General features: G+C 62.4%; 17 protein-coding genes and 1 other RNA gene. 9 read left to right on the top strand and 9 right to left on the bottom strand.

What is annotated here, in order from left to right; all coding sequences use genetic code 11:
- Positions 1 to 13: 13 nt before the first annotated feature.
- From QNI87_RS09585 to QNI87_RS09575, 3 genes are read right to left on the bottom strand one after another with little or no spacing between them, the layout of a single operon-like run.
- On the bottom strand, positions 14 to 451 hold the full coding sequence (locus tag QNI87_RS09585) for a DNA polymerase III subunit chi (protein WP_300595987.1): 438 nt from the start codon (positions 449 to 451) through the stop codon (positions 14 to 16).
- Between the two features lie 39 nt (positions 452 to 490).
- A complete protein-coding gene (locus QNI87_RS09580; protein ID WP_300596105.1) occupies positions 491 to 640 on the bottom strand; it encodes a DUF2256 domain-containing protein in 150 nt (49 codons plus the stop codon).
- A gap of 13 nt (positions 641 to 653) precedes the next feature.
- Positions 654 to 2,114: a leucyl aminopeptidase gene (locus QNI87_RS09575; protein WP_300595986.1), complete on the bottom strand. Its 1,461-nt coding sequence runs from the start codon at positions 2,112 to 2,114 to the stop codon at positions 654 to 656.
- A gap of 377 nt (positions 2,115 to 2,491) precedes the next feature.
- Here QNI87_RS09575 and lptD point away from each other — a divergent pair, with 377 nt between their 5' ends.
- The 5 genes from lptD (at position 2,492) to QNI87_RS09550 (ending at position 8,867) form a co-directional block, all read left to right on the top strand.
- Positions 2,492 to 4,672 carry an LPS assembly protein LptD gene (gene lptD, locus QNI87_RS09570; RefSeq protein ID WP_300595985.1) on the top strand — a complete coding sequence of 727 codons (2,181 nt, stop codon included), beginning with the start codon at positions 2,492 to 2,494 and terminating at the stop codon, positions 4,670 to 4,672.
- 256 nt (positions 4,673 to 4,928) lie between these two features.
- Positions 4,929 to 6,278, top strand: a complete 1,350-nt coding sequence (locus tag QNI87_RS09565; protein ID WP_300595984.1) for a peptidylprolyl isomerase — start codon at positions 4,929 to 4,931, stop codon at positions 6,276 to 6,278.
- On the top strand, positions 6,275 to 7,333 hold the full coding sequence (gene pdxA / locus QNI87_RS09560) for a 4-hydroxythreonine-4-phosphate dehydrogenase PdxA (protein WP_300595983.1): 1,059 nt from the start codon (positions 6,275 to 6,277) through the stop codon (positions 7,331 to 7,333). Before QNI87_RS09565 ends, pdxA begins: the two co-directional genes overlap by 4 nt.
- A 19-nt stretch (positions 7,334 to 7,352) precedes the next feature.
- The gene (gene rsmA / locus QNI87_RS09555; protein ID WP_300595982.1) at positions 7,353 to 8,222 is read left to right on the top strand and encodes a 16S rRNA (adenine(1518)-N(6)/adenine(1519)-N(6))-dimethyltransferase RsmA; all 870 of its coding nucleotides are present in this window, start codon (positions 7,353 to 7,355) and stop codon (positions 8,220 to 8,222) included.
- A 51-nt stretch (positions 8,223 to 8,273) separates the two neighbouring features.
- Positions 8,274 to 8,867: an SRPBCC family protein gene (locus QNI87_RS09550; RefSeq protein ID WP_300595981.1), complete on the top strand. Its 594-nt coding sequence runs from the start codon at positions 8,274 to 8,276 to the stop codon at positions 8,865 to 8,867.
- An 18-nt stretch (positions 8,868 to 8,885) separates the two neighbouring features.
- Here QNI87_RS09550 and QNI87_RS09545 read toward each other — a convergent pair whose 3' ends face one another.
- On the bottom strand, positions 8,886 to 10,982 hold the full coding sequence (locus QNI87_RS09545; RefSeq protein ID WP_300595980.1) for a malate synthase G: 2,097 nt from the start codon (positions 10,980 to 10,982) through the stop codon (positions 8,886 to 8,888).
- A gap of 194 nt (positions 10,983 to 11,176) precedes the next feature.
- On the opposite strand from QNI87_RS09545, the gene QNI87_RS09540 reads away from it, so the two are divergent.
- From QNI87_RS09540 to QNI87_RS09530, 3 genes are all read left to right on the top strand, one after another.
- Positions 11,177 to 12,193 (top strand): arginine N-succinyltransferase, encoded by a 1,017-nt coding sequence (locus QNI87_RS09540; RefSeq protein WP_300595979.1) that lies wholly within the window; start codon positions 11,177 to 11,179, stop codon positions 12,191 to 12,193.
- Positions 12,190 to 13,440 (top strand): N-succinylarginine dihydrolase, encoded by a 1,251-nt coding sequence (locus tag QNI87_RS09535; RefSeq protein ID WP_300595978.1) that lies wholly within the window; start codon positions 12,190 to 12,192, stop codon positions 13,438 to 13,440. The genes QNI87_RS09540 and QNI87_RS09535 overlap by 4 nt, the downstream gene beginning before the upstream one ends.
- A 116-nt stretch (positions 13,441 to 13,556) precedes the next feature.
- A complete protein-coding gene (locus QNI87_RS09530) occupies positions 13,557 to 13,817 on the top strand; it encodes a hypothetical protein (RefSeq protein ID WP_300595977.1) in 261 nt (86 codons plus the stop codon).
- On the opposite strand, the gene QNI87_RS09525 is transcribed toward QNI87_RS09530, so the two are convergent.
- The 5 genes from QNI87_RS09525 to mscL form a co-directional block, all read right to left on the bottom strand.
- Complete coding sequence (locus tag QNI87_RS09525; protein ID WP_300595976.1) at positions 13,814 to 14,449, bottom strand: hypothetical protein; 636 nt, start codon at positions 14,447 to 14,449, stop codon at positions 13,814 to 13,816. The genes QNI87_RS09530 and QNI87_RS09525 overlap by 4 nt on opposite strands.
- Positions 14,449 to 15,174, bottom strand: a complete 726-nt coding sequence (locus QNI87_RS09520; RefSeq protein ID WP_300595975.1) for a hypothetical protein — start codon at positions 15,172 to 15,174, stop codon at positions 14,449 to 14,451. Before QNI87_RS09520 ends, QNI87_RS09525 begins: the two co-directional genes overlap by 1 nt.
- Before the next feature lie 147 nt (positions 15,175 to 15,321).
- Entirely contained in the window at positions 15,322 to 16,098 is a 777-nt protein-coding gene (locus tag QNI87_RS09515) for a hypothetical protein (RefSeq protein ID WP_300595974.1), read from the bottom strand.
- Positions 16,099 to 16,177: 79 nt separating this feature from the next.
- Positions 16,178 to 16,519, bottom strand: a transfer-messenger RNA (tmRNA) gene (gene ssrA, locus QNI87_RS09510).
- A gap of 245 nt (positions 16,520 to 16,764) precedes the next feature.
- Entirely contained in the window at positions 16,765 to 17,205 is a 441-nt protein-coding gene (gene mscL / locus QNI87_RS09505) for a large conductance mechanosensitive channel protein MscL (RefSeq protein WP_300595973.1), read from the bottom strand.
- 179 nt (positions 17,206 to 17,384) lie between these two features.
- Between mscL and QNI87_RS09500 the strand changes: the two genes are divergently transcribed.
- The gene (locus QNI87_RS09500) at positions 17,385 to 17,987 is read left to right on the top strand and encodes a LemA family protein (protein ID WP_300595972.1); all 603 of its coding nucleotides are present in this window, start codon (positions 17,385 to 17,387) and stop codon (positions 17,985 to 17,987) included.
- The last annotated feature ends 96 nt before the right edge of the window (positions 17,988 to 18,083 follow it).

Here is an 18,083-nt window from a genome sequence, read left to right as displayed (position 1 = left end):
AGCCATCAGCGGATCAGGCGACTTTGACCCACTTGCCCCCGTCCTGCCGGAAGAAGGCGCGCTCAACACCTTCCCGGTCCGAAAGCGCCTTCCAGGTCTGGCGCGCGTGCCGGAGGCTCGCCTCGTCGAACAGCAGAAACGTGCGCGAAAAATCGGGCGCATCGCGAAAGGTACCGTCCGCGAAGATTGCGTGGGTGGCGCCGTTGGCCGCCTCAAGACTGTCGGAAAGAAGGATGGGCTGACGCTCTGCGCCTGGGGCGCGCGCCTCGCCGTTCGCGAGGAAACTGTCCGGCCCGGCTTGCCACAAGCCCCTTGCGATCGCGGCGCGCTGCTCGTCACTCGCGCTCACGACAAGAAGCCGCTCTCCCTGATCGAGCACGCGCTGGGCGATCAGCGCGGTGACCTTTTCCACCGGGTCGCGTGACAGCTGCCAGAAGTCGATTTTCGCCATTGGTCAGGCCTATCGCTCCGCTGTATGAGGCCACCGGGTCTACGCCGACGGCTTAGTGCGCCGACAGCGCTCTGAACAATAGCGCACATTCTCCCAGTCGCGCGCCCATTTCTTCCGCCAGGAGAAGGGCAGCCCGCAGGTCTCGCAAATCTTCGTGGGAAGATCGGATTTCTTGCGCATCTTGGGGATGGCAAAATCCCTCCTATTGCTCGAAGTTGTCGGAGATCATCCGGTCGATAAGCCGCGCGCCCCACCCTGTAGCACCCTTTTCATGGGTGGGCCCAGGCTTGTCGGACCAGACGGTGCCCGCAATGTCGCAATGCGCCCAGGGTGTGTCCTTCTGGATGAACCGGCCCAGAAACTGAGCCGCGGTGATCGATCCAGCCGGGCGCGGGCCGACATTCTTGATGTCCGCAATCGGCGAATCGATGAGCTTGTCGTAAGCCGGGCCGATGGGCATGCGCCACAAGGTGTCGCCCGTCGCACGGCCCGCCTTGATGAGTTGGTCTGCCAGGTCATCGTCGTTGGCAAAAAGACCGCCATGCTCATGCCCAAGCGCGATGATCATGGCGCCGGTTAGCGTCGCGAAATCGACAATGCGCGCCGGCGAGAAGGTTTCCTGAGCCCAATGCAGCGCGTCGCACAGGACGAGACGGCCTTCAGCGTCGGTGTTGAGCACCTCGACCGTCTGGCCGCTCATCGTCGTCACGATGTCGCCGGGACGTTGCGCGTTGCCATCGGGCATATTCTCCACAAGACCCATGACGGCGACCACGTTGGCTTTCGCCTTGCGCTTAACCAGAGCCAGCATCCCGCCGGCCACGGCACCCGCGCCGCCCATATCCCACTTCATGTCCTCCATGCCCGGAGGCGGTTTCAAGGAGATGCCGCCCGTGTCGAAGGTCACACCCTTGCCGACGACGGCGGTCGGCCTTTCGCCGCCCTTGCCGCCATTCCAGCGGATCGCGAGCAGGCGCGATTCGCGCCGCGATCCCTGGCCCACACCAAGCAGAGCCCCCATGCCAAGCGCTTCCATAGCTGGCTCGTCGAGGACAGTGATCTCGGCTCCCGTGCCTTCGAACGCTTCTTCACACAGGGCCACAAAGCTCTCTGGATACAGGATATTCGCAGGCAGGGTGGTCAGACGCTTGGTGAACTCGACGCCCTCGGCGATAGCAGAGGCGCTTTCCCATGCAGCCTGTGTGCCTTCGGGCGCGTTGACCACATGCACGGTCTCGAGCGAGACCTTCTTCTCGGTCGAAAGCTTTGTGCGCAAGGCGTCGTAACGCCACGAACGCAGCCGCAGACCCAACATGGCTCGAGCGGCCTCTTCGCCGGACAGATCGGCTCGACCAAGGTCAAGGATCATATCGGTCTCACCCGAGGCGACGTACTTGGCCGCCAGCGCTCCGCCCGCTTTCTCGACATTCGCCGCCCGGGCCTCTGCTTCAACTTCGCCCGCTCCCGCCAAACCCAGGCGGACAAGCGCGCCGTCATCCATCGCGAAGTGTTCGAACACCTGGCCAGCACGTCCAATGAAACGGGCAGCCTTGGCGCCATCAATTACCGCAGCGTCCAGATCATCGGGCGTGTCGTCCTGATTGACGATCCGCGCGGTCAGACGAACCTGTGTGGGGGCGGCGCTGGCGAAAAGAAACTGCATGAACACTCCGGTCAAAGATGCGGCAAGCGGCGCGCAAAACATCGCTTGTGGGATAAGGCATGGGGCGCGGAAAAGGGGCCGAACCATGGCCACTAATGGCGATTGCGATTAGGCGCGAGCGGTGCAATAGGCAAGACATGTCGGCAGGTTCAAAGCTGGATGCGTCAAGGCCGTCTTGGCCGCGGCGCGCGCAACGGCGAAAGGGGCCGGACCGATACGAGGCTTTGCGCCCGAGTGTGCGCCCCACTACGCGCCAGACTGTGCGAGCGGCTTTGCTTGCTTCTGCGTTCGCCGCAAGCGCGCACGCTGCGGCGCTGGCTCAGCCCGCCAGCCCTGTGGACCCGATCACCCTGCGAGTCGCCGGTAAGGCCCAGGCATTGCCAGAGCCCGGGACGGTCGAGGACGATCCGCCGCGCGCAGCCGACGCCGTCGAACCGAACGAACCCGCGCTGACGGAGCCAATCAACTTCGAGGCCGACCAACTCGCCTACGACAATGAGAGCGATACGCTGGTAGCGCGCGGGAACGTGGTCTTGCGTAGCGCCGATCGTTCGGTACGCGCAAACGAGGTCGTATGGGTGCGCGGCGAGGGACGCATCTACGCCGTTGGAAACATCCGACTGGTCGATGAAAGCGGCAACCAGCTATTCACCGATGCTATCGAGTTGACCGATACTTTCGAGGCTGGTGCCATGAGCCGCCTTCTGATCGCGTTGAGAGCCGGAGGGCGGCTCGCAGCGCAAAGCGCCATGCGAGATGAGGATGGCACGATTGTTCTCACGGACGCAGCCTACACGGCCTGCGCGGTGACCGATGCGAAAGGGTGCGACAAGAACCCGAGCTGGCGCATCACCGCGCAGCGGGTGCGCTATGACGACGACACCAGCAAGGTCAGCTTCACCGGAGCCATGCTGGAATTGTTCGGGCAACGCCTGCTGCCTCTCCCGGGCCTCACCATCCGCACCGATGGCGGCGCCGAGACCGGTTTCACGAACCCCAATTTCCGCGTCACCAACGTCAACGGGATCGAGGTTTCCGGCGATTATTACTGGCGCATCGCGGACAACAAGGATCTGACACTGGGCGCTTTCGTGTTCAGTGAAGTTGCCCCCATGGCGAGCGCGCATTGGCGACACCTGACGGAGAAAGGCGCTTACCAGATCACGGGCTATGCGACCGCCTCGCAACGGGTTTCCAACTTTACCGGCGTGACGACGACCGAAGAGAGCGACCCGCGCGGCTACCTTTTCGCCAATGGCCGTTTCCAGCTTGATCCGGCTTGGAGCCTTACAGGTTCGGTCCGGGTGGCGAGCGATCGCACCTTCTTGCGCCGCTATGACCTTAGCCGCGATGATCGCTTGCGTTCGACCATCAATCTCGAACGGATCGACAAGAATTCCTATCTGAGTCTGGCTGGATGGGCGACCCAGACGCTGCGCATCAACGCTGAACAGGGCCAGATCCCGGTCGCCGTGCCGGCCTTCGATTACCGCTATAATCTCGACGACCCCGTCATGGGCGGCAATCTTCAACTGCAAGCCAACACGCTCAGCCTTGTACGGCAGGAAGGACAAGACACACAGCGCGCTTTTGCAGGGGCACAGTGGGATCTGCGAACCCTGACCGATCTGGGGCAAGTCGTCACCTTCACCGCTCTCGCCCGAGGCGATGTCTACCATACACAGAACATCGAGGCGACGGAAACGGAGAGTTACCGCGGCAATGAAGGGTTTACGGGTCGCGCGATCGCGCTGGCAGCGGTCGATGTCGAATGGCCCTTTGTTAGCGAGGCGTTTGGCGGAACACAGGTGCTGACGCCGCGCGTTCAGTTCGTCGCTTCGCCGCCGATCCGCAATCTTGACGTGCCCAACGAAGACGCCCGCGCCATTGACCTTGAGGATTCCAACCTCTTCGCGCTCAATCGTTTCAACGGATATGACAGGGTGGAAGACGGCACGCGGATCACCTGGGGCGTCGATTGGGAGCTTACCCGGCCTGGTCTGCGGCTAAAGACCAATGTCGGCCAGTCCTATCGTCTCGAATCCGAAAACGACCTCTTCCCTGACGGCACCGGCCTTTCCGAAAGAGTGTCCGATTTCGTCGGACGCACCGAGGTCCGCTACCGCGATTTCATCCAGTTCACCCACCGCTTCCGGCTCGACAAGGACAATCTGGCGGTGCGTCGCAACGAAATCGACGCTGCGGTCGGGTCCAAGCGGACCTATGTCGAGCTTGGCTATCTGCAGCTCAACCGCGATATCACCGAAGTGGAAGACCTGCAGGACCGGGAAGAAGTGCGGGCTGCGGCGCGCGTGGCGTTCGGTCGGAAATGGTCAGCCTTCGGATCGGGGGTCTTCAACCTCACCGATAAAGAAGACGACCCCGTATTCGAGCCTGACGGGTTTGAGCCGATCCGTACGCGGCTTGGCATCGCCTATCAGGATGATTGCATTGAGTTCGGGTTTACCTGGCGGCGCGACTTCATCACCGCGGGCGACGCGGCGCGCGGCAACTCTTTCCAGCTTTCCTTCGCGCTGCGCAATCTTGGCTTCAATTGAGCCCATTGGCTGCGCCCCCGAGCAGCCTTTGCAGTTCTGCACAAGCTGACGGGGCTTGATCACGCGGCGTTGGCATACGAGTAAAAAGTCGTTTAGGAGCCGGTGTTGCAGCGTTGTGTGGCTCAGCGCTCGTTCAGTTCGGCTTGGTTAGCCGAACGCCTTGAACGCCAGACGGAAGCCGGAAACAAACGCAAACGCTAAGACGCGCAACGGGGGCTGCGCAGCGAAAGAGCTTGAGGACATTCGGGATAGAAACGTGACATTTAAATCCATGCTAAAATCGCTTGCTGCTGCTGGACTTGTGGTCTTCGGGACGGCGACGATGGCGGTTTACGCGCAAACGGTCGCCCAACCGACGCCAGACAACCCGCTCGGCCTGCCGGACGAAATCAACATTATCGGCGACGATAACCCCAACGTGCGCACCGCGACTGCGATCGTGAACGGTTATGTGATCACCGGCACGGACGTCGACCAGCGGGTCGCGCTCGTCACGTCGGCTTCGAAGGCCGATGTTTCCGACGAGGAGCTTCAGCGCCTCAGAGTACAGGTGCTGCGCAATCTAATCGATGAAACCCTGAAAATTCAGGCGGCTGAGCAGCTTGAGATACCGGTTGAGCGCGGCCAGGTCCAGCAGACTTACGACCAGCTCGCGGCGCAGAATTTCCCGGACGACCCGGCAAGGATGGATGAGTACCTCCGCTCCATCAACTCCTCGCCCGCTGCGCTGCAACGCCAGATCGAGGGCGAGCTTGCCTGGGACAACCTCCTGCGACGCAACGTCAATCCCTTTGTCAGCGTCGCCGCCGAAGAGGTGAACGAGGTTCTCAAACGTCTGGAGGAGTCGCGCGGGACCGAGGAGCATCGCGTCGGCGAGATTTATCTATCGGCAACGACCGAGAACCGCGAAGCCGTGCTCCAGAACGCCCAGCGCATTGTCGAACAGCTGCAAGCAGGCGGAAGCTTCGTTGCCTACGCTCGCCAGTTCTCCGAAGCCTCGACCGCCGCTGTGGGCGGCGACCTGGGTTGGCTGCGTCTGGCGCAGCTTCCCCCGGCGCTTGCGACCGCCGCCAGCAATATGCAGCCGGGTCAGCTGGTTGGTCCGATCGAGATCCCCGGCGGGTTTTCGATTCTTTACCTCATCGATCGCCGGCAGGTTCTAACAGCGGACCCCCGCGACGCGGTGCTAAGCCTCAAACAAATCTCGGTCGCCTTCGCACCGGGTATCGAACAGGCGGCCGCCGAAGCGAAAATCCAGGAATTCGACACCTACATCAAGGGTCTGCGTGGGTGCGCGGACGCGGACGGAGCGCAGCAGGCGATTGGTGCCACAGTGGTAAGCAACGATCAGATTCAGGCCCGGCAGCTGCCCGAAGCGCTGCAAAACCTGGTTGTGAACCTTCAGATCGGCCAGACCACGCCCGCCTTTGGTTCGATCCAGGAAGGCGTTCGCGTGCTCATGCTGTGCGGGCGCGATGATCCCAAGGTTGCCAATGCGCCGACTTTTGCCGTCATCGAACGCCAAATCGAAGAAGAGCGGATTAACCGCCGCGCCCAGCGCTACCTGCGCGACCTGCGCAACGACGCGTATATCGAATACAATTGACGCGCGGCGCCCGACCCGGACCGGCCCCGCTCACGCCCGATGCCCCTCTCGCGGTCGCGCTGGGCGACCCCTCGGGCGTGGGGCCAGAGCTTATCGTCGCCGCCTGGGCCGCGCTCCAGAGCGACAAAAGTCTGTCACATCCGTTCTTCGTGGTTGGCGGTATGGAAATCCTGCGCGCCGCAGCGGACGCGCGCGGGATCGACTGCCCTTTGGTGCCCATAGCGCAAAGCGCGGAAGCGCCGCTTGCCTGGTCAGCCGGGCTTCCGGTGATGGCCGGGATCGATGTTGAGTACACTCCCGGCACTCCTTCACCCGATGGCGCGCGCGTGGCTCTGTCTTCGCTGGAGTGGGCGACCGACCTCGCCTTGCGCGGTGACGTGGCCGGCATTGTGACAGCGCCCGTCGCCAAGACGGAGCTGAGCGCCATCGGCTTTGAGCATCCCGGCCAGACCGAATTTCTCGCCTCTACCTGCGGGCGGCGTTCGCATGATGCGGTCATGATGCTGGCCGGTCCTTCGCTGCGCACCGTTCCGGTTACGGTCCATTGCGCGCTGGCTGACGTGCCCCGAAGGCTCACGCCCGAACTGATCATCCACAAGGCGGTGATCACCCACATCGCTCTTGCGCGCGACTTCGGCCTTGCCAAGCCGCGCCTCGCCGTCGCAGCGCTCAATCCCCACGCTGGCGAGAACGGACAATTCGGCGATGAGGAAGAGCGCATCATCGCGCCGGCCATCAGCGCGCTGAAGGCTGAAGGGCTGGATGTCATCGGTCCGGTGCCGGGCGACGCGCTGTTCATGCCACGCGCGCGCTCCGGTTACGATGCAGCGGTGTGCATGTATCACGATCAGGCGCTTATCCCCCTCAAAGCGCTGGAGGTCGATGACGGGGTGAATGTCACGCTGGGCCTGCCGATCGTGCGCACGTCGCCCGATCATGGCACCGCCTTCGATATCGCGGGCAAGCGTCTTGCGGATCCGGGTGCGATGATTGCCGCGATCCGCATGGCAAGCGCGTGCGCAACTCAGCGCGCCGCGATACCGGCGCATGAATAGGGTGCCGCCATCCCGGCGCGTGAATAAAGCGGCGCCGCCTCCCGGGCGCGCGGCGAGCGAAGCCGACCTTCCCCCGATCCGCGAGGTTATCGCCCGGCATGGTCTGTCCGCCTCCAAGGCGTTGGGCCAGAATTTCCTGCTGGACGAGCAGTTGCTCGCCCGCATTGCCGCGCTTCCCGGCGATCTTGCCGGAGCGCGCGTCCTCGAAGTCGGCCCCGGCCCGGGAGGTCTGACCCGCGCTCTACTGCGCGCAGGAGCCCGCGTCACCGCCATCGAAATGGACCGGCGCTGCCTCCCTGCGCTGGCTGAACAGGGCCAGGTGTTTGCGGGGCAGCTCGAGGTCATCGAGGGCGACGCGATGAAGCTCGACCATGCCGCCTTGATGAAGGGCGAGCCTTTCCACATCGTCTCAAACCTGCCCTATAATGTCGGCACGGCACTGTTTACGCGCTGGCTCGACGGGGCGAATTGGCCGCCGCAATGGCGCTCGCTCACGCTGATGTTTCAGCGCGAAGTGGCGGATCGCATCGTCGCTCAGCCGGGCACGAGCGCCTATGGTCGCTTGGCCGTCCTCGCGCAGTGGCGGTCGAGTGCGAAGCTCGCGCTCAAGGTTCATCGCAGCGCCTTTACCCCACCGCCCAAGGTGATGAGCGCGGTCGTGCAAGTGACGCCATTGCAGCAACCGGAGGACGTCGAGGCAAAGCGCCTTTCGCAACTCACCGCCGCCGCTTTTGGGCAGCGCCGCAAGATGCTGCGCCAAAGCCTCAAGGGTGTGCCGGGCGCGCTCGAGGCGCTTTCATCGGTTGGAATTGCGGAAACCCGGCGCGCGGAAACCATCAGTGTTGCCGAATTTGTGGCGCTGGCGCGGGCGATCGACACACAGCGTTAGGTATTTGCCGCTAGCTCCTGCGTGATGTCCAACGCGCCAGGGAGCAAAGGGATGTTTAGTTTCAATAAGAAAAATCGCCTGATCGGTGGACCTGTCGAGTTTTCCGCTGACGTCCTGATCGATCGCCCGGCCTCCGAGGTCTTCCCCCTGATCGACATCAACGACCCTCGGTTCAAGGATGCGCAGATGGGCGCGCACGTCAGCCGCGTCGAAGGAAGCGACGACCGTTTCGAGCTTTCCTCGGACGAAATGGAGGATGTGGTCTTCCACTTTCGTGTCCTCGAACGCACCCTCAATTCGCGGCACAAGGTCGAGACCGCGATCGAGCCGCGCATCAACGCGCTTGTCTCGGCGATTGAAGAGCACATTCTTGAGCCCGTGGGAGAGAGCGCCTGCCGCGTGACGCTGACGACGCTTGCGACGTTCGACGATGCGCTGTCCGACGAAGCGATAGCCGACGAGGTGGCCGTGATGAGCCTGGCCGTGACGAGTGACCTTGAGAAGCTCAAAGCCCTCGCCGAAGACGGTATCGACGCGGCAAGGGCGCTCGAAGACGATGCGATTGGCTTCGACCTTGAGTTCGATGCCGATTTCGACTTTGGCGAGCTTGGGATCGAATGGGACGACATCGAGCCCGAGCAGTAAGCGAAAACCCCCGCGGTCTCAGCCCGCCTTCTTCACTTGACGCCAATGGTGCAGCAGCGGTTCGGTGTAACCGCTGGGTTGGCGGGCGCCCTTGAAAATCAGATCGCGCGCCGCTGAAAAAGCGGGGCCGTCTTCGTTGCCGATAAGCGGCTGGTAGTCCGGATCGTCGGCGTTTTGCGCGTCAACCTTGGCGGCCATGCGGGTCAGGCTGTCGATCACCATCTCCTCGCTAACCACGCCGTGATGTAGCCAGTTGGCGATGTGCTGTGACGAGATACGCAGGGTCGCGCGGTCCTCCATCAGGCCCACATCGTTGATGTCGGGCACCTTCGAGCAGCCGACGCCCGCATCGATCCAGCGCACCACATAGCCAAGCAAACCCTGGCAATTGTTATCGAGCTCTTCGCGCAGCTCGTCCTCGGGCCAGTTGGTGTTCTCGGCGAGCGGAATGGTTAGGAGCGCGTCGAGCGAGGCCGGTTCGGAAAGGTCTTTCTGAATGTCGAACACGTTCTCGCGGTGGTAGTGCAGCGCGTGGAGCGTCGCCGCCGTTGGCGACGGCACCCAGGCGGTGTTGGCCCCGGCGCGCAGATGGCCGATCTTCTCGACCATCATCTGCCCCATCAGGTCGGGCGCGGCCCACATCCCCTTGCCAATCTGCGCCTTGCCCGACAGGCCGTGCGCCAGACCGATCGCCACGTTGCGCGCCTCATAGGCCGCGAGCCATGGCGAACCCTTCATCGCGCCTTTGCGCATCATCGGACCGGCTTCCATCGAGGTGTGAATCTCATCGCCGGTGCGATCAAGAAAGCCGGTGTTGATGAACACGATCCGGTCCTTCACGGCGTGGATGCACGCTGCGAGGTTAGCGCTCGTCCGACGTTCCTCGTCCATGACGCCAACCTTGATCGTGTGCCGCGGCAGGCCCAGCAGATCCTCAACCGCGTCGAACAGTTCGTTGGTGAACGCGCATTCTTCCGGCCCATGCATCTTGGGCTTCACGATATAGATCGAGCCGTGCTTTGAATTCCCGTACCTAGCGTGGCCTTCGGCATCGATCGCGCTGATCGCGGAGGTGAAGACCGCGTCCATGATGCCCTCGGGAATCTCGCTTCCATCTTCGAGTAGCATGGCCGGATTGGTCATCAAGTGCCCGACATTGCGAACAAACATCATCGAACGCCCCGAAAGGGTGTGGGTGTTGCCATGGCGATCGGTGTAGGTCTTGTCGCCGCCGAGCTTCCGGGTCACTGTGAGCCCGCCCTTCTCGAAACTCTCTTCAAGATCGCCCCGAATGACGCCCAGCCAATTGGTGTAGGCGAGGAGCTTGTCCTCGGCGTCAACGGCGGCGACCGAGTCCTCGCAATCGGCGATCGTTGAGAGCGCGGCTTCGAGATTAATGTCGGCTATGCCCGCTTTGTCGCTCGCCCCCACCGGTGTCGAGGAATCGAACACAACTTCGATGTGCAAGCCATTGTTCTTGAACAACAAGCCCTTGTCGGTTCTGCCAACATACTGGTTTTCATCGACAAGCTTGCCGTCGTTTTCGTCGGCCAGGTCCGCCCAACTCTGATCGACAAGCGGCAGCGCTTCATCGAGGAAGGCGCGGCCCTGCGCGATCACGGCGGCGCCGCGCGCCTCGTCGTAACCGCCGGGTCTGGCGGGCGGAGCGTCCAGCGCGTCGGTGCCGTAAAGCGCGTCATAGAGCGAGCCCCAGCGCGCATTGGCCGCGTTGAGCAAGAAGCGCGCGTTGAGGATGGGAACCACCAATTGCGGCCCCGCCATGGTGGCGATTTCGGGATCGACGTTCTGCGTGCCGATCGTGAAGGGTCCGGGCTCGGGAACAAGATAGCCAATCTCGCTCAGGAAGGCGCGATACTCGACCGCGTCGTGCGGCTTGCCCTTTCGCGCCTTGTGCCACGCGTCGATCTTGGCTTGCAGATCTTCGCGTTTGGCGAGCAGCGCGCGGTTGCGCGGGGTGAAACGCGCCACGAGCGTGGCAAACCCGCTCCAAAAGGCGTCGACGTCGCGCCCGAGCGGCGCCAGCACCTCGGCCTCAAGGAAAGTGGCCAGCCCCTGATCCACGGAAAGGCCGGCGCGCTGCGTCTTGCTCGTCATTCAAAGATCCTCGTACTCACGAATGAAATCGGGTCCTGGGGAGGAGAGGACCGGCGCGATATGACGACCTGTCGGGGGGATTGCAATGCGGCTTTGGGGGTAGCGGCGTGGGGCATGAGCATGGGGCATGGGTTGGAACCGGCTGCGAGGGCCGCTAGGCAACAGAATATGACGCTATCTTCGAAAGCTATCGCATGAGCATGCGCCTGCGCGCTGCGCGCCTGTCCGATCTTGAGCACCTTTACGAGATGGCCAAGCTCACCGGCGGCGGGTTCACCAACCTGCCCGCCGACCGCAAGGCCCTTTCCGGCAAACTCGAACGCGCCGCCGAGGCCTTTGCCAACACCCAGGACGCTCTGGCCGATGAGCAATTCGTGCTTGTGCTCGAAAATCGCGAGACGGGCGCGGTGCGAGGGACATGCCAGTTGATGAGCCAGGTGGGCCAGCAGTGGCCGTTCTATTCCTACCGGCTCAACACGCTCACCCAGTACAGCCGCGAGCTCGATCGCACCGTGCGCGCAGAGATGCTCAGCCTCGTGACCGATCTTGAGGGGATGAGCGAAGTGGGCGGGCTTTTCCTCCATCCCAACGAACGCGCCGGCGGGCTTGGCCTGCTGCTTGCGCGCTCGCGCTACTTGTTTGTGGCGATGCACCGCAGCCGGTTTGCCGACAAAATCATCGCCGAATTGCGCGGCATCATCGATGAGCGAGGGGATTCGCCGTTTTGGGATAACGTCGCCGGTCGGTTCTTCGGCATGGGCTTTCAGGAGGCGGACTATTTCAACGCTATCAACGGCAACCAGTTCATCGCGGACCTGATGCCCAAACACCCGGTCTATGTGGCGATGCTGGACGAGAACGCGCGCAAGGTGATTGGCACGCCCCACCCCACGGGCCGCGCAGCCATGCGAATGCTGGAGAACGAAGGGTTCCGCTACGATGGCTATGTCGACATTTTCGACGGCGGCCCCACCATGGTCGCGATCACGGATCAGGTCGCAAGCGTCAGGGACAGCGTGTCCGCAACCCTGACCGGAATGGATATCGAAGAGGGAGAGCGAGCCATCCTCGCAACCGGACGGCTCGAAACCTTCCGCGCGTGTTATGGCGCGCGCAGCCTTGATGGCGACGGCGGGATTGCGATCGATTCGCTGGCCGCCGATACGTTGGATGTGGCCCCCGGCGATACGATCTGGAGCGTCGCGCGATGAGCCTTGCGGAAATCAACTTCGATGGCGTTGTCGGCCCCAGCCACAATTACGCCGGTCTCAGCCTCGGCAACATTGCCAGCGTCAGCCACAAGGGAGACCCATCCTACCCGCGCGCCGCCGCGCTTCAGGGGGTGGCCAAGATGCGCGGCAATCTTGCGCGGCTGGGCGTTCAGGGTTTTCTCTTGCCTCTTCCTCGCCCGAACGCGGCTCTGCAAGAGACGCTGGCGCTTGACGAAACGGCTCCGCGCCAATTGCTCGCCGCGACATGGTCCGCCTCCAGCATGTGGACCGCCAACGCCGCGACCGTCTCTCCGGCCCCCGACACGAAAGACGGCAGGTGCCATTTCACGCCCGCCAATCTTGTGACCATGCTCCACCGCGCGCAGGAATGGCCCGACACGCTCGCACAACTCTCGCTGGCGTTTGGCGACACCGACCATTTTGCCGTGCATAGCGCGGTGCCGCCCACTTTCGGCGATGAGGGCGCGGCAAACCATATGCGGCTGTGCCAAGGCCACGCGGCTGCGGGCGTCGAGGTTTTCGTATACGGAAGACCCGGCGGCAAATTCCCCGCCCGCCAGCACGAGCAGGCCAGCCGACTGGTTGCGCGCGCGCATGGTCTCGATCCGGCGAGATGCGTCTTCATCGAGCAAAACCCCGCCGCCATCGAAGCGGGCGCGTTCCACAATGACGTTGTCTCGGTCGCGAATGAGCGTGTGCTGTTCACCCACGCCGAGGCCTTTGCCGATCAGCAAGGCGCCTACGACGCCATTCGCGCCGCATTCCCCGCTCTGGAAGTGGTGGAAGTGCCCAGCGAGGCCGTGAGCCTTGCCGAAGCGATCCGCACCTATCTCTTCAACGCGCAGCTCATCACTCTGCCAGACGGGACGATGGCGCTGATCGTGCCCGAAGAATGCCGCGAAAGCGCAAGCGTGTGGGCGTATTGCGAAGGGTTGATGGCTTCGAACGGCCCGATCCGCGACGTAATTCCGGTCGATGTCCGCCAGTCGATGGCCAATGGCGGCGGCCCGGCCTGTCTCAGGCTGCGGGTCGTATGCGATCCGGGGAAGGTCGATCCCCGGTTCTTATTGTCCGAGGAGAAAGCCGATCGGATTGAAGAAATAATTGCAAAGACCTGGCCGGAACAGATCGATCCCGGCGATCTTGGCGCGCCGGTTCTTGCCGAAACGGTGATCAACGCGCGTCGTGCACTGCTGAGCGTGTTGGAACTGGAAGAACTTGGTTAACGCATTTGCAACTTTTCGTCGGGCTCGTTTACACTTCTTAACACATTAACCACCGTTACGCGCAGCAAGCCTCACTTGGCACGCGCGTTGCATTCCAGAAGGTTAAAGGAGAGAAGATGCTGCGCAAGATAGCCCGTCTGTTTGTGATCAAGAACCGTTTCGAAGCGTTCGTGATCATCTACGCGCTGGCTCTGGGTGCAACCTCGCGCGGCTCGGCCTATCTGGAGGAGTATCCGGGCATTGCGGGGCAAATGCTGTTCGCCGCTGCGACTGGCGCCGTGTTCCTCGCCGGGGCGGCCATTCTCGACGGTCTGAAAGCGAAAGCCGAGCTGGCGCAGCTCAAGGCGGACAGGCAGCAAAAAACCGCGCCCGACTAATCGCGCGGACGCAGAATGGGCACGCGCACAAGGTCGTCCGCCGATTCCACCTTTATAACCACCTGATCGCCGCGTTTTTGTCCCTCCCAGGGCCAGCGGATCAAGCGCGTTTGGCCACGGATGACTATGCGGCGGCCGGCGAAATGTTCGTTCGCCCCTTCCAGCGTGGCTTTCTTCAACTTCTTGCGACGCGCGACCACGATTTCATCGTCGCTGCCCTCCAGAAACTGCGCCTCCCATTCGAAACGATCGAGCAATTGCGCCATGATGTCCTTGTCGATCTGAATGATGACACAGGTCGGATCATAGCGATCGAGCGAATGCAGGGAGTACGAATAGGGCTTTTTCTGAACCCGGTAGACATCGAGCATGAAAGCGCCGTCAATCGAGGGCGGAGCGCCCGGTTCGCGAGCCGCTTCGACGATGCCGAATTCGGTGTAGCAGCCGTCTTCGCACATCTCCTCAATCCGCTCGAACGCGTCTTCGTTGCGCGCGATCAGCGCGCTTTCGCGTTGGGTGCGGCCAGAATCGTCCTGCGCGAAAGGCTCACGCTCTGTGTGCGCCAGTGCCGCAGGGGGCAAAGCCGTCACGGCGAGCGCAGAAGCAAGCGCCCGGCTCTTATAGCCTCCCATCAATCGCCTGACCCGGCGCTGGCGCGGGTTTCGGTAAACTCTCCGTCCACAATCGCCTCGCCATTCTTGTCGAAGCGCGGAAGCAGAACGATATCGTCGGCGTTGTCCACTTCAAGGGTGAGCTTCTTGAGCCGGTAGTCGAGCCGCGCGCCGCGCAAGGTTGGCTCTAGCCGGGGCGCGCCGCGCACCACGATGCGGCGATTGATGAACATTTGCCTGAGTTTCGCAAGCGTTGGCTTGCTGAATATGAGATCCCGGTCTCCCTCAACCAGAATACCGCCATCATCGCCGCGCTCCGGCGCCGACGCTTCGGACGCGAGCCTTCGGTCTTTCGCACCGGGTATGGGCATGTTGGGCAGATCGAAGAAAGTCGCCGCATCCATTTCGACCACAACAGCGTTGGGTTCAGTCAAGGGGCGAAAGGATAACGGTGTGCGCGTGCCCGGTCGTTCAAACAGGCCGGAGGAACCGAACTGCGTCAGCAAGAGATACTTATCATTCCAGCGGCTTACATCGATGATATCAAAAATGCCGGCCATGTCGTGGTCGTAGCCGCTGCCGCGCTTGCGGGCTGTCCGGACCAACTCACGCGGCTGCATGCATTCGACCGAGCAGATGTCCCGCAATCGCTCCAGATACGCCTCGCGGGTTTCGGCAACCAACGCGGTCGGGACGGACAGGAACAACGCTGCGCCGAGCGGGAGAAGCACACCACAACTGCGCACACGGATCTCCTCTATCTCTGCCACACACGCAGGCTAAGAGCCGTCCTGTGCTAGCGTCGTTCCCCCGCGCAGCGCGATTACCATCGCGCGAATGTCTTGAATGTGAATGGGTTGGGCCTAGGCCCGCGCTGCCACCCCGCGCCCAGTTCAGTCTTGCGCGGTGGCGGTTTGCGCAGGCGGTTCGATAACGCCAAACTCGCCATTGAGGATCGGGTTGCCGTCTCCGTCAAAGCGCGGAAGCACCACCAGATCGTCGGCGTTATCGACAACAAGCGTCACCTGCTTGCGGCGATAATCCTTGCGCCCGCCAACCCATTGCGCCTCAAGCCTGGGCGTGCCGCGTGCGACAATACGTCGGTTGAGGAAGGCCGCGCGCAGCGAGGCGAGTGTCGGCTTGCGGGGCTTTGGCTTGGTCTGTCGATCGCCCTCTACTAGGATGTCGGCTTCGTCACTTTGCCTTGTCTCTGGGCTCGCGCTCCCGAGGGGCTGGGACGGTTGCTTTTCAGGCGGGTTGAGGAAATCGGCAAAAGCCTGAGCGTCAAGGTCGATCACGATCACATTGGGCGACAGAGCGCCGTTGTTTCCGCGGGGCAGACCGCCAATTCCATTGCTGCTCGAGGTGTTGATCCCCGCCGATCCAAGGATTGCCTCAGTCTGCAGCGGGTTGGCCTGCAATTCCAGATTGAGCAGTTCGAAGCGATCACCCCTCCGCCGGACAAGGGCCACATCCATGATAACGGCCATGTCCTCTTCGCCGCGCGCGCCGCGTTTGCGCGCGGCGCGTTGAAACGGACGCGGCTGCATGCACTCAACCGAGCAGATATCGCGAAGACGAGAGAGGTATTGAGCGTAGGTTTCGGCCGCTGTCGGCGACGAAACGGCGACCAGCGGCAAAAGCACAGAGGCGATCAAGGCAATTCTCACACGCGTTTCAGCCTCCATCGGGTTGCGACCCAGCCGAAAGACAGATGGGGGTTTCTGTTGCTAGCTACCCCCGGAGCCCCGGAATCCGCTTCTGTTGCCCGGTGGGTCCAACCGCGCTTTAGCTTTGTAAATTCAGGCCGTTAGGCCGTAAAATTACGCAGCGAGAGCGAGTGCTTCATTATCATTGGCACTTATGAGATTGAGCCTTTAACGGGTTACTCAGCCCGGGCAAAAACAACGCTTTTCAGCCCACGTCGATCCTAGTTCGGCCCCGTCAAAAGCCCCCTTCTTGAGGGGTTTATGGTGGAGCCGCCGGGTACTGCCCCCGGGTCCGTTGCGCCTATTGCACGCTGCACTTTATCGCCATAGTCGGTTGCCCAACGCATTCCATATAGCGCTTTGAAGCTAAATTGGAAGTGAACGGCCTTTCTATGTGTTCGCCCATCCGGGCGCACTCCTCGGTGCTGTTCCCTTCGGCCAATCTTGGGCGGCGGTGTACCTGCGGTCGGCGGGTCGGCCTCTCGGTTCGCACGCCAACACCATCTGGACGCGCTGTTTCGAAATCTATGATTTCGCAAGCGCGACTGCGCGAGCGCAGCGGGTCTGCAGGGGAAGATTCCCCGGAAGACGTCCAGCGAGGATGTGGCCCCGGGTGGGGCCGCACAATCACTTCGCCAGGCTGTCCCGGATCTCGGTCAGCAACTCGACTTCGGTGGGGCCTGCGGGTTCCTCGGCTGCGGGCTCCTCTTCCTTCTTGTCCATCTGCTCCATGACTTTCATCGTGTAGCGCACCATCAGGAAGATAATGAAGGCGAGGATGAGGAAGTTGATGATCGCCGTGATGAACGCGCCGTAGCCGATCATCGCCGCACCCGCCTCCTTGAGAGCCGCGTAATCGCCCAGATCGCCTTCATAACCCTCGGGTACGGAGAGCAGGACAAAGTAGGATGAAAAGTCCGCCCCGCCGAAAACCGCGCCCACGACCGGCATGATCACCTCGTCCGTGAGCGATTTCACAATTGTTGCAAAAGCGCCGCCAATAATCACGGCGACCGCCAATTGCATCACATTGCCCTTGGCGATGAACTCCTTGAAATCGGACAGCATAGATGAACCTCAGAACCGCTTGCGTTGCCGATGGTTCTGGCATCTCCTGGCCGGCTTGCCAAGCGCACCGCGCGCGCCCTTCCACGGCTTGAACGGGGCCGCTGGTGAGCTATATGCCTAACACAGACACTCTTGGCCCGTGCGCATGCGCCGCGAGGCTGGTTTTTGGAGGACAATCCGTGAAATTTGCACACACTTTGCGCACCGCCTTTGTCGCGCTCGCCGCGCTCAGCCTTGCCGCGTGCGGTATCAACTCGGTGCCAGCCGCCGAAGAAGACGCCAAGGCGAAGTGGGCCGATGTCGAAGCGCAATTTCAGCGCCGCGCCAACCTTATCCCGAACCTTGCGGAAATCGTTCAGGGCGCCGCTGAAAACGAACAGACGATCCTGCGAGAGGTGACCGAAGCGCGCGCGCGGGCAACGGGCGTCAACATCACCGCCGACGATCTGGGCGACGCGGCCAAGATGGAGGAATTCGCCGCCGCGCAGAGCCAGCTGGGCGCCGGCCTTGGCCGTCTGCTCGCCAGCTTCGAGGCCTATCCGGAAATTCAGTCCAATCAGAACTTCCTGGCGCTGCAAAGCCAGCTCGAAGGCACCGAGAACCGCATTGCCGTGGCCATTCGCGACTACAACGAGGCGGTGCGCAAGTATAACACCACGATCCGCACCTTCCCCGACACGATCGGCGCGAACATCATCCACGGCGCGGAGCCGCTGGAGCCCTACAGCGCGGTGACGCCGGGCGCCGAGGCCGCGCCCACGCTCGATTTGACGTCAGACTAAGCGCGGTGCCAGGGCGCCTTCCCGCTAGCGCTCTTGCGCTTGCTCTCATCGGATGTGCAGGCGAGCCGAGCGATGCGCCCGGCAACCCATCTCTGC

The organism is Erythrobacter sp. (genome assembly GCF_030066995.1).
GTDB lineage: Bacteria > Pseudomonadota > Alphaproteobacteria > Sphingomonadales > Sphingomonadaceae > Erythrobacter.
This window is presented reverse-complemented; position numbering and strand designations above follow the sequence as displayed.